This window comes from Pseudoalteromonas sp. HF66 (assembly GCF_011806445.1).
Classification (GTDB): domain Bacteria; phylum Pseudomonadota; class Gammaproteobacteria; order Enterobacterales; family Alteromonadaceae; genus Pseudoalteromonas; species Pseudoalteromonas apostichopi.
Genome location: NZ_JAATOU010000013.1, coordinates 30,880 through 43,602, shown reverse-complemented (window position 1 = coordinate 43,602; position 12,723 = coordinate 30,880). Strand labels below are relative to the sequence as shown.

At 43.0% G+C, this 12,723-nt stretch carries 9 protein-coding genes; 2 read left to right on the top strand and 7 right to left on the bottom strand.

The annotated features are described in order from the left end of the window. The first annotated feature begins 105 nt into the window (after nucleotides 1-105). On the top strand, nucleotides 106-1,434 hold the full coding sequence (locus HCZ11_RS13485; RefSeq protein WP_217702837.1) for a sugar MFS transporter: 1,329 nt from the start codon (nucleotides 106-108) through the stop codon (nucleotides 1,432-1,434). Between the two features lie 32 nt (nucleotides 1,435-1,466). On the opposite strand, the gene HCZ11_RS13480 is transcribed toward HCZ11_RS13485, so the two are convergent. The 6 genes from HCZ11_RS13480 to HCZ11_RS13455 are packed head-to-tail and all read right to left on the bottom strand — an operon-like array spanning nucleotide 1,467 to nucleotide 8,167. After that, on the bottom strand, nucleotides 1,467-1,979 hold the full coding sequence (locus HCZ11_RS13480) for a hypothetical protein (RefSeq protein WP_167658653.1): 513 nt from the start codon (nucleotides 1,977-1,979) through the stop codon (nucleotides 1,467-1,469). Next, a complete protein-coding gene (locus HCZ11_RS13475; RefSeq protein ID WP_167658652.1) occupies nucleotides 1,972-3,666 on the bottom strand; it encodes a GMC oxidoreductase in 1,695 nt (564 codons plus the stop codon). Before HCZ11_RS13475 ends, HCZ11_RS13480 begins: the two co-directional genes overlap by 8 nt. Nucleotides 3,667-3,679: 13 nt before the next feature. After that, entirely contained in the window at nucleotides 3,680-4,843 is a 1,164-nt protein-coding gene (gene nagA, locus HCZ11_RS13470; protein WP_167658651.1) for an N-acetylglucosamine-6-phosphate deacetylase, read from the bottom strand. After that, nucleotides 4,821-5,744, bottom strand: a complete 924-nt coding sequence (locus HCZ11_RS13465; protein WP_130050526.1) for an ROK family protein — start codon at nucleotides 5,742-5,744, stop codon at nucleotides 4,821-4,823. The genes nagA and HCZ11_RS13465 overlap by 23 nt, the downstream gene beginning before the upstream one ends. Nucleotides 5,745-5,761: 17 nt before the next feature. Further along, a complete protein-coding gene (locus HCZ11_RS13460) occupies nucleotides 5,762-6,880 on the bottom strand; it encodes an SIS domain-containing protein (protein ID WP_167658650.1) in 1,119 nt (372 codons plus the stop codon). 21 nt (nucleotides 6,881-6,901) lie between these two features. Next, nucleotides 6,902-8,167: a D-tagatose-bisphosphate aldolase, class II, non-catalytic subunit gene (locus HCZ11_RS13455; protein WP_167658649.1), complete on the bottom strand. Its 1,266-nt coding sequence runs from the start codon at nucleotides 8,165-8,167 to the stop codon at nucleotides 6,902-6,904. Between the two features lie 274 nt (nucleotides 8,168-8,441). Here HCZ11_RS13455 and HCZ11_RS13450 point away from each other — a divergent pair, with 274 nt between their 5' ends. Then, nucleotides 8,442-9,902, top strand: a complete 1,461-nt coding sequence (locus HCZ11_RS13450; protein WP_055199196.1) for a Gfo/Idh/MocA family protein — start codon at nucleotides 8,442-8,444, stop codon at nucleotides 9,900-9,902. A gap of 69 nt (nucleotides 9,903-9,971) precedes the next feature. Here HCZ11_RS13450 and HCZ11_RS13445 read toward each other — a convergent pair whose 3' ends face one another. Beyond that, complete coding sequence (locus HCZ11_RS13445; protein ID WP_167658648.1) at nucleotides 9,972-12,650, bottom strand: M14 family metallopeptidase; 2,679 nt, start codon at nucleotides 12,648-12,650, stop codon at nucleotides 9,972-9,974. Nucleotides 12,651-12,723: the final 73 nt, after the last annotated feature.

The window sequence follows — 12,723 nt, the reverse complement described above, 5'->3', positions numbered from 1 at the left end:
TTTACAGTTTTAAAGCCAAACTTAGTTTCGAAATAAAATAAAACTTTCAAAACTTACGAAATTTGTTTTATGATTGTTTCACAATAAACTTATTTGGTGACAAAAATGACAACACAAAGCTCACTGTTAGAGCAAACAGAACACACCAACCGCACGCAGTTACTGCCGATGTTGATCATTGGTGGCTTGTTTTTCTTATTTGGCTTTATAACTTGGCTTAATGGCTCCTTGATCCCATTTTTACAAATGGTCTGCGATCTCAACCATATAGAAGCCTACATGGTGACTCTGGTGTTTTATATTGCCTATACCGTGATGGCACTGCCAAGCGCTAAGATATTACAAATCTTCAGTTATAAGCATGGTATGTCGTTTGGTTTAGGCACCATGGCATTAGGCGCACTGCTGTTTATTCCTGCGGCACAAACTCAAGCGTATTGGTTATTTTTAGTTGCTTTATTTACCCTAGGTAGTGGCCTCACCTTACTACAAACCGCTGCGAATCCTTACATCGTGCTAATTGGATCTAAAGACACTGCAGCCGTGCGCATTAGTATTATGGGTATTCTTAATAAAAGCGCAGGTGTGGTGGCTCCACTGCTCTTCTCTGCGATTGTGTTTAGCGATATTGCTAGCTTTAGTCCAGAAGCCCTTGCTCAATTGAACAGCATTCAAAAGCAATTACAGTTACAAGAACTGGCAAATCGTTTAATCACACCTTATTTTGTAATGGCAATTGCGTTAGCCATTTTAGCAGCTTTAATCATGCTAGCCCCCTTACCTGATATCGAGCAACCACAATCAAGCAACAACAGCGAGAGTAAATCAGTTCTGCAATTTCCACACTTAGTTTTAGGCGTGATAGCCCTATTCTTTTACATAGGTGCCGAAGTCATTGCTGGCGACACCATTGGCCTTTACGGCAAAGAGCAAGGGGTATTGCAGTTCGCTGAGCTCACCTCTTACACCATGGGCTTTATGGTGCTTGGTTATGTCTTAGGTATTGTGTTAATTCCCCGCTTTTTTAGTCAGCAACAGGCGCTGATATTTTCTGCGTTAAGTGGTTGTGTGTTTTCGTTTGGCATTATTTTGATTGATCCACAACAAACAACGATTGCAAACTTAGTACTCTTTTGGCTTGCTGATAACAGCTTTCCAGATACCGTGTTATTTGTTGCGTTACTTGGCTTATCAAATGCGCTGGTATGGCCAACGATTTGGCCTATGGCCCTTGCAAACCTTGGCGATAAAACCCAAACTGGCGCGGCATTACTCATTATGGGTATTTCTGGTGGTGCTTTGTTACCTTTGGTATACGGTGTATTTGCACAGTACACAGGCAATGCACAACAAGCTTACTATTTGTTGATCCCCTGCTATGCGTTTATTCTTTATTACGCGCTGATTGGTCACAAGCTTACAAGTTGGCGTTAGTAACGTCTTCGCAGGCTCAGTTATTTAGATATTTAACTAGCCTGCAATTTTTCTGATGTGAAATATCCCAATAACAAAAATTCACGCACGGTAAAAATACACTTATAAATTAAATACTCGTCACGCTTGTCAGGGCTTACTTCTGAAATAAATAGGGCTTGCTGCGCCATTATTTGCTGTTGCTGTTGCAACGATATAGAAAATAAACCTTTGAGCTTACATGCTAATTGCGGCAATGAAAGATCACCTGCAGCAATCAGCTCTGCGCCTTTTAAACATGAAGTGCGTTCAGCCGCATTTAGCGTATTTGCTAGCATTAAATCTGTAAATGCGACTAAATCAAAGTACAGCTGCTCATTTGGCTCTAGCTCTAAAATAACCGCCTGCATTTGCGTGACCACATCCCGATGCGCCGCAGCTTTAAGTACCTCAAAATGGCTATCATCCGTTTTATCAAATAATTGAGTCGCAGCCACTGGCGTAATAGCGACACCTAATAATGCTGCTAAACATTTAATCGCATTTCGCCTTTGTAGATCAGCCATTAAACACTCCATTTTGATAATGCCGTACAGCATGATCAGCGGCTCTTGCAGTAAATGCCATATAGGTTAACGAAGGATTCTGATAAGCCGACGAGCACATAAACGAGCCATCAGTGACATAGACGTTACGCACACTATGAATTTGGTTATAACGGTTAAGCACTGAGCTTTTAGCATCATGCCCCATTCGCGCGGTTCCCATCTCGTGAATAGCTTGCCCCGGTGCTGAGCCTTTATCGTAAGCTTGCACATTTTGGTAACCTGCTTTGGTTAGCATCTCGACAGCTTGCGCTTTCATATCCTCGCGCATTCGCTGTTCGTTTTCACCAAACTGGCAATCGAAATTAACTAAAGGTAATCCCCATTGATCTTTTAATACCGGATCTAAGCTCATTTTATTGTGATGATAAGGCAGGCATTCACCAAAACCTATCAATGCAACTTGCCAAGGCCCTGGTTTGGCAAGCTTTTCTCGAAAAGCTTTACCAAAGCTAAGCTCTTTAAAACCGCGTCGCCAATCTTTACGTGTTGCGTATCCTTGATAGCCATAGCCACGAATAAAGCTATGTTGCTCTTTATCATCAAGGTTTCGAAAACGCGGGATATGAAAACCAACGGGTCTGTCGCCATCATTAAAGTCATCAGCAAAACCTTTTGGTTCACCAGTTGCGCCAACCCTAAAATGGTGATCCATAAGGTTATGACCAAGCTCTCCACTATCGTTCCCTAAGCCATTAGGAAAACGTGCAGAGGTTGAATTTAATAACAAGGCTGTTGTGGCTACCGTTGATGCACAGCAAAAAATGATGTTCGCTCGCTCGATACGCTCTTTTTTAGATTCAGCATCTATCACTGTCACACCCGTGGCTTGCCTAGTTTCTGGGTTGTAAATAATCTCTTTAGCAATGGAGTGAGTCTGAATGGTAAGTCGCCCAGTGCGCATTGCTGCAGGCAAGGTCGAGGCTAAACTACTAAAGTAACTACCGGTTGGGCAACCACGCATACAGCGGTTGCGCTTGCTGCATGGGGCACGACCTTGTTCAGGTTTTGCCTTGGTTAAATGCGCCACTCGCCCGATTGTTAGGTGCCGATTAGTGTAGTGGGTTAATAAACTTTGTTTAAGTTGCTGTTCTACTGCATTAAGTGCGAAGGGAGGCAAGTAAGGTCCGTCAGGTAGCTGAGGTAAGTTCAGCGCTTCGCCAATAACCCCAATGTAGGCTTCGACTTTATCGTACCAAGGCGCTATATCTTTGTAGCGCACTGGCCAATCAACGCCGTGACCATCTTGTTTGTTGGCTGCAAAATCAATATCACTGAAGCGTAAGCATTGCCGCCCCCAAGTTAATGAGCGCCCACCAAGGTGATATCCTCGGATCCAATCAAAACGTTGCGATTCTTGATAAGGGTGCTGCAAATCATTCACAAACCAATGTTTTATTGATTGCTTGGTGGCATAGCCAGTGCGTGCTTGTTTAGCTTGGTTGCGCTTTTCTAGCAGGCTAGGCCTGTCACGAAATGGCAGTTGCCAATCTTCTTTAAAGGCAGTGATATAGTCTGTACCGTGCACAACCTGCCTGCCACGTTCTAGTAGCAGTACATTGAGTCCTTTTTCGGTTAGTTCTTTAGCAGCCCAGCCGCCAGTAATGCCACTGCCAATAACAATGGCATCGAATACTTTTGCCTGCATTCTCACTTAACTTTTAAAAGATTTGCTTACCCGCACATATCGTTGCTTGAACAGAAAAGTCTTTATCGAGCAGGGCAAAATTAGCCTGTTTACCTACCGCAATACTACCTATTTGCTCCGCTTTATTTAAAAACTCAGCGGGTACTAAACTGGCCATGTTAGTTGCTTCAACTAGGCTAGCGTCGGTTAGGTTATAAAAACGTTCAACGCCAACTTCCATGGTTAATGTACTGCCAGCTAAAGAGCCGCTTTCAGTTCGCGCAACACCTTGCTCAACCACAATAGGAAGCTCACCTAAACGGTAGCGACCATCTTGTAAACCTCCAGCGCTCACACAGTCTGTAATTAGAGCAATTTTATCTGCTCCTTTTAAACGATATACCATGTTCATTATGCTCGGGTGCAAATGAATACCATCAGGAATAAGCTCAACCATTGCATCCTTGTCCATTAATAGTGCGCCGGTACAACCGGGATCACGATGATGAATACCGCGCATACCATTAAAAATATGCACACCACCACAAGCACCATGAGCAAGTGCTTGTGATGCTTGCTCAAAATTAGCATCTGTATGACCCAGCATTACACGCACACCTTTATCAGTGATATAGCGGATCATGTCGGGTGATTTAAGTAGTTCTGGCGCTAACGCAAATGAGCTTAAACAACCTTCACATGCTGCATAAATTTCATCAAATCGCTGTTTAGTAAGCTCTAAAAAAAATGACTCGTTATGCGCGCCTTTATGCGCTTCTGCAAAGAATAGACCTTCGTTATAAGCTCCCAGTAACTGTGCACCAGCCAAGCCTTTTTTATAAGCAGCCGCCATATTTTTATAAGCTTGAATTGATACGTCCCAGTCTGCGGTCACCGTTGTGCCAACAAAACCCGTAACGCCGTGCTTTGCTAAAGAACGAGAAATAGTCTCTAGTGATTCAGGGGTACCGTCCATAATATCGCAGCCTTCACGGCCATGAATATGTAAATCGATAAAGCCCGGAAATAAACTGTGCTCACCTAAATCTATTACCTCGACCTCGGGCGCTATTTGCTTGGTAATGGCAGTAATTTTACCTTGCTCGACCAAGACCACATGATCGAGTAAAACGACATCATCAGTAACAACTTTTGCGGCTTTTAAGTAATAGCGATTAAGATGCTTTGGAATTAGCATGAACACTTCCTATTATTGCAGCGCCCCGCACGCCGCTAGAATCACCAAATTTTGCACGCTTCACTTCGGGCACGGCAAAACCTGAAAATAAATGAGTTTGAATAGCGTCAGGTAGTTTTTCTACTATTGCATCAATGAGCGACAACCCACCCCCAAGCACGATAACTTCTGGGTGCAAACTTTTACTAATGGCAGCAAAGGTTTCACCAAGAATGTCTAAGTAACAAGCGAGCACCTTTAAAGCTTGCTCATCAGAGCGCTTGATATCGTTCGCCCATTCAATCGCTGATTTAGGGGATTGAGTAATATGCTGATACAAGGTTTGTACACCTGGCCCTGCAATATAACTTTCGACACAGCCATTTAAACCACAGCCACACTTCAAAACTGGCAATTGATATTTTTGTTGCAGATACGCAGACAGCGGTAAATGACCATACTCCCCCGACATACCTAAGCCTTGGTTAAACAAAGTACCATCAATGCACATACCACCTGCCGCACCAGTGCCAACAATTGCACCGAAAACCCGACTATAACCTTCACCGGCTCCGCCATTTGCTTCCGATAAAGCAAAACAACGGGTGTCATTTAATATCGCAACAGGGCGTTTTAATATTGCTTGAAGATCTGTGGCAATCACTTTACCTGTGGCACATGGCACATTAGCCGACAACACTTTACCTGCATCATTAACAATACCAGGCATCCCTATGCCCACAGCACCTTGGCAACCTGTCAGCTTATCGGCTTTGAGCACTTGCTGATAAATTGCTTGCAAAAATTGCTGATAGTCATCGGTTGGCGTGGTAATACGCCAACTTTGCTGTTGCTCTAAATTATCATTAAAAATGGCGGTTTCGATTTTTGTACCGCCAATATCAAGTCCGTAAACAGCCATGCTTTACCCAATACTACTTAGCGAGAAGTTAATGGGTAAATAGTTACCCCTTTTACAACACGGTTAACTTCGCCCGTAGGGCAAGGATTATCAGGTGTTAAACCGAGTGACATTGATTTATAAAATGCAAAAATCTGACAATAGACAATATAATACAGACCTTGCCAAACATCATCTAGCTCGACCAGTTCACTATTTAAAGCCAGCTTTTTGACCGCAGAACATTGTTGGTCATTTAATAGTTCATTATATAAATCAGCATCATACAAACTACTATAAAAATCACTCGAGGCCATCAACAACACTGCTGTTTTATCGTTAATAATAGTTTTAGGGCCATGGCGAAAACCGAGTGGCGTTTCAAAATAACTAATTAAGTCACCATTCGTTAATTCTAAACACTTTAAGGCCGCTTCTTTTGCGTAACCAATTAAGGAACCAGCCCCTAAAAACACCAAGCGTTCAATATCAGTTTGTGCAAAGTTCCTAACCTCATCGAGTTGAGTTTCGAGCAGCTGCTCTGTTTGCCTTGTCACTTGTGTAAGCTGATTAACATCAGGGGTAAAAATACATAACGTTGAAAGCAACATCGAAGTAAAACTACTGGTCATTGCAAAGCTTTCATCAAGGGTTTCTTTCGGCATAAGTACACTAAAGCTATTGCTTTTAATCGCAGCTCTTTTAGCTAACTCACCGCTTTCATTACAGGTAATCACTAAGTGATAGCATTTTTCAACGACTTGCTCAGCGATATCGACCGCAGCGACACTTTCAGGGCTATTACCTGAACGCGCATAAGAAATAAGTAAGGTTGGCGTACCCTTTTGTAAAAAACCATGTGGGTTAGACACAATATCTGTAGTGCTGACTGCGCGCACATTTAAATCTGTTTTGGCAGTTAAGTGTGGTGCTAATACTTCGCCAACATAAGCTGATGTGCCAGCGCCAGTTAATACTATTTGTAATTCCTTTAATGGCAGAAGCGGGGCTAAAAATGCGTTTATTTCTGCTCGATGTGTTTCGATAATAGCGGCGGTATTACACCATGATTCTGGCTGCTGAGAGATTTCTCTTGCTGTCCAATAAGCGTTCTTTTGCTTAAGTTCTGTTTCGTTTAATAATAAATACTGCGTCATAATAAATTCTCTCAACACCACCTATTGATTACAAGCAAGCGAATAGGTATTCGTTACTTCCATTATTTTATTAAGTATTAACTCACGCGGTGATGAGTTAATTTGGCCATTGATTAATGCTTTGTATTGCATTGGCATAAACTGACTAAGCAAGGTTTGTGGAATGATTTGCTCTTCTAAATTATCAAACAAGGTTTCTACCGTTTGCTTTATTTCATCTTCAGGCCAGTAGTAACGAATACGGTCGCTATAACTGTAAGCTCTAAATAACTTCGCTTGAGCACCTTCTGTTGGGTAAAATTTATTCCAGTAATGCGGTTTTTCAAGCATGATCCGCTCACATACATCACGTAAATTAGAACGCTTGGCAGGATCAACTAACTGGTCTTCAATATAAGATAAAGCAAATAGGCCTTCACGAAGTGCATAAGTAAGCTGTGGGCCTACCTTCAATATTGCAAAGTGATCTTGCACTAGCTCATGGTAGCAGTGATCAGGCTGATAATCCGTTGAGTGAGCCTCATAAACTAGGTTGTCGACATGGGTTATAAATTCTTTCAGTTTTTGCGCCTCATTACGTTGATAGTTAAATACTTGATGATTATCAAACTCAACCCCTGGCTGCACAACAACAGCAATAACACGCGACCACACATCACTAATATTAAATTTAGCAAACGCAGCCTGATGTAATTCTATTGTTTGCTGTACACCTTCAACATGCGACACTTCAATCGTATCATGCTCCTCAGTAGCGCCACCCGGAGGAGGAACCTCAGTACCCACTACATAGACAATATCGTTATCTTCTGAGACCGACTCGGCAGCTTGACACATCAATGCTGCACGCTCGGCAATCACAGCATCAGCCAAACGTTCTCCATCGTCATCACATGGCATACTGGCATCTAAATGAATTTTCTTAAAACCAGCGCTTGCATAGGCTTTTACTAGTTCAACAGCTTTTTCCATCGCAACCTCTGCAGGCTCATTCACCCAACACACTGGGCCTAAATGATCCCCACCTAAAATAATGCGCTGGGTACCTAACCCTACCTTTTCGGCTATTGCATGGACAAATTCAACAAAGTCATGGGGCTTCATACCTGTGTAACCACCAAACTGATTAACTTGATTCGCCGTAGCTTCAATTAAAACTTCAGTGTCATCATTGAGAGCTTGCAACATCGCTGCTTCGATAACGAGCGGGTGTGCACAGCACACAGAGTAAATTCCCTGCGCTTGCCCTACTCGATTGTTATTTATAATCGTTTTTAATGCATTCATGGTTTTCTCCAAGCAGCTTACGCTATTGGTTAGATACGTGATTTGAAATTACAGTAGCACAGCGCGAAACACTTCGCAATAAAATGAAAGACAACGAAAGACCGAGAATAAGTTAATAGCACGCTTAATATAGGGTTTAATAAGACTTTAAATGATAAACCCTGCAATTACGAAAGATTTTGAAAGTATTTAATTGTAATTAACTTTGAGTTGCGATATAACAGAAATAACTGAAACCCACTATTAAAATAATCTCAGTGATTTAGGTATCGTTATGACAATAGATAGACGTAGTTTTTTAAAATCTGCCGCAGCCATTACCGCCGCGACAGTCGTGACTGGCTGTGCGAAAAGCCAACAAGGTGATAATCAAAGCACCCCACTTGCTGCACAAGGTAAAAGCGTAATGGGCTTAGCTGTGCCAGCAATGGATGTGGTACGTGTTGGTTTTATCGGAGTTGGTCAACGTGGTAGCGGCCATGTAAAACACCTTTGTCATATTGAAGGTGTTGAAATTAAAGCTATTTGCGATACAGATCAGCTAATGCTTGATAAGTCTGTTAACTATGTTGTTGAAAAAGGCTTACCTAAACCAACTGCTTATACGGGTTCTGATAAAGCCTATTTAGACATGCTTGCTCGCGATGACATCGACATTGTGATCATTTCAACACCTTGGAAATGGCACACACCAATGAGTGTTGAGACCATGGAAAGTGGTAAACATGCCTTTGTTGAAGTACCAGCAGCCACCACAATGGAAGAATGCTGGCAACTAGTGAACACTGCTGAACGCACACAAAAGAACTGTATGATGATGGAAAACGTTAACTACGGTCGCGACGAGTTAATGGTATTAAACATGGTTCGAAAAGGCGTATTTGGCGAGTTACTACATGGTGAAGCCGCTTATATTCATGACCTGCGTTGGCAGATGAAAGAAATCGACCGTAGCACCGGCTCTTGGCGCACTTACTGGCATACGAAAGTAAACGGTAACTTATACCCAACTCATGGTTTAGGCCCGGTTTCTCAGTATATGAACATCAACCGTGGTGACCGCTTTGACTTTGTTACATCAGTCAGCTCTCCTGCGCTTGGCCGCGCAGCCTACGCAGAACGTGAATTCCCTGCAGGCCACGAACGTCGTTCACTTAAATTTACTGCTGGCGACATGAACACCAGCATTATTAAAACAGTGAAAGGTCGTAGTATTATGGTTCAGCACGATACCACTAGCCCTCGTCCGTATAGCCGCCATAACCTAATTCAAGGTACTAATGGTACATTTGCAGGTTTCCCTAATCGTATTGCCCTTGAAGATGTGCCACCAGCTATCGCGAAAATTTATCAACAGCAATATGAAGCAGAGCTCGCTGCGTGGGAAAAAGCCGGCTCGCAAGGTCGTAAGCCACATATGCAAAATTTCCATAGCTGGGATCAAGATATGGAAAAATGGCGTGCCGAATTTGATCATCCACTTTGGAAACGCATGGGTGAAGAAGCGGTTCGTAACGGTGGTCACGGCGGTATGGACTTCATTATGCTTTGGCGCATGATCTACTGCTTGCGCAATAATGAGCCACTTGATCAAGATGTATACGATGCTGCAGCATGGTCATCAATCTTCCCGCAAAGTATGGCATCGGTTGCTGATAGAAGTAATAGCAAAACAATTCCAGACTTTACCCGTGGCGCTTGGCAAACAGGCAAGCCGCTGGGGATTGTGTCTTAACACTTTCTCTCCTTGGAATACTAAAAAGCCCGCCCTTTGCCCTGCGGGCTTTTTTATTAGACTATGACCTTACTGAGCATGTGCTGCAGCACGGAAAATCGTGTTAGTTAAAAGTACATTCATGCCTTCAAGGTAGGCACGATAGGTTGGTGATTGTGTAAAGCCAATCACCATGCCTTTGCCTTGAGGTTGATGCACAAGCAATGGTTTATATGCAAGCTGCGCTTTATTTTGCTGCCAAAGGTAACCACTTGCCAGCACATCGTCTTTACCTGAAAACCACGCTAAGTTTTTACCTGAGTTAAGTTTTATTGGCGTGTAAATATCATTACCATAAGCCACCGCAACGAGGTCTTTATCAACCCCTGCAGTTAACCAATGCTCTTGATCTACTTCAACATTAGCAAGTACACCGGCTACATAGTCTGGCGATGTGTGTGGCTCGATGCTTGCCGCTTTCAAATCATCACGAGAAGTGAATAACTGTCCTGCCACTTTGCTGCTTTTATTATCGCTGCTATCGGCTTTATCTTCTCGGTAAGCTTGCTCTCGCTTCACATCTAATAAGCCGTAATCAACATTGGTGGTAAAACGGTTTGCATTACCTAGGGCAATCAACACGCCGCCCGCTTCAACCCAGCTTTTTAAATTAGCTGCGCCAGATTTACCTAATGCTTGCTCGTAATTACCTTCTGGTAAAATAAGCACTTGGTAATCACTTAAATCAGCCCATGCAAGCATTGGCGTACGAATCGCGGTTACTGGGTAGCCAAGCTGTCTTTCGATAACAAAACGAGTGTTACCGGCGCTTAGCTCACGAGTAGCGGCATCCCATGCAATCGCCACTTTTGGTGCCACCATAGGCACTGTTTTGTTACTTCCAAAGCTTGGGCCTTCAATCACCCAGCTTGAATCCACACCATCAACAATTGCACCAGTTTGCTCAGCAATTTGGCTAATTTTAGTTAGTAAGTCCTTTTCGTTTAGGCGCTTCTCGATTACTAAGCTTCCCGCTGGGTAGTTAGTTTTATCACCTAATACAAATGCTTGGTCAGCACTTTTCAGTTTAATGCCAGCTTGTAGTGCCGCTGTTAAAAATCGTGCTGCGGCCGTATCGCCCCAGGCAACAATATAAGCCACTGAGGCATCTGGGTTATTCACTTTACCAAGCAATGTGTCGTCGGCCTTAACTGCTTTACTGTCTGCGCTAACAGCGCGACCACAACTATCGCTATCAACATTAAACATCATCGGCAGTGACCAACCTGTGACATCGTAAATTTCATCACTCAGGTTACGAGCACGGCGTCTTTCTTGCTCTTTTACAAATGCCTCAGCCATATCTACTTGGTCTGTAAATGTGGTGCGTACAAATACCCCACGTGGCTGGGCGGTATCAATAAAGTAGCTACCCGCTTTATACTTAACGCCACAGGCTTTGAAATCTTCGGTTGCTTGTTTAACTTCAACACCATGTTCAGCCATTAAGGTTGCTAACCTATGAGCTCCTTCACGGTTACTTTGTTTAGGTAAAATATAAACACGCTCTTTGCTATCTTTACCGGAATCAATTGCATCAACTTGATATTGATAAAAGTCACCCAGTAATTTTTCGCGTTGATTGGCTGCACCTTCGGCGGTCGAGATTGAGGCCACAAATTGACGTTTTACAGTATTAAAATAAGTGAGCAGCTCACCAGTGTTTTTCTCAAATACATGACCTCTGGCTGAGCCGACTTCGTAGGTTGATGCAGACGCACCATAAAAAACTGGCCAGCTATCGCCGTAGCCAGGATAAAAGGCGTCAAAAATTTCTCGGGTAAAATAATCAAAGCCAAATTCATCAAAATACTTCGCATGATTTTGACCAATTGCATCCATGTTGGCGATTTGAGTTTTCGTCATATGCGGGTTAAATGGTTGAGCAGCTGGTGCAAAGTAGTAAGATTGATCGCCGCCCATTTCATGAATATCCACCACCACTTGTGGTTTATATTTATTGATTGCTGCCACTTTTCCCTTACTTTCAGGCTGAGTAAGCGCTAACCAATCACGATTCATATCAAACAAATAATGATTTGTTCGGCCTCTTGGCCACGGCTCATTATGTTCTGCACTTAACCTATCAGCACTGTGCTCAAGACCGACGCTTGCATAGTAACGTGTAACAAAGCGCTCACGACCATCTGGGTTTTGTAATGGGTCGATAAAGACCACGGTGTTGTCTAAAATTTTGCTGTTAACGGCATCATTCGGAGCTGCTAATAAGTGATACGCTGTAAATAATGCAGCATCGGTTGAGCTAATTTCATTACCGTGCACTGCATATTGAAGCCACACAGACGTCGGTAAATTTTTTATTAGCGACTTCGCTTCTTTTTCAGAGGTAATACGCGGATCAGCCAAAGCTTGTGTGTCATTCGCAAGGGTTTCTAATGAACGAATATGCTCAGCGGTTCCAACCACCGCATAAACCAGCTCACGACCTTCCCAGCTGTTTGCGTACTTAAACACTTTAATACGATCAGGCGCAGCCTGTTCAAGGGCGCTAAGATAACGGCGCATATCGCTGTAATTAGTGATGCGCTCACCTACGTCGTACCCTAGTACTTGTTTAAATGTCGGTATTTGCTTTTCGTAAGCTGTGCCCGGCCACATTGCTTCAGTATTCGTTGCACTGGCATTAAAGCTTGCCGTTATTGCCACAACACTCACTGAAATGGCTTTTATTATTTGTTTGGCGCTCATTATGTTTCCCAAATAAAAGTATCTATTTTGTACATTACAAAAGTATTGAAAATAAACAAATTAAAAACGTTAG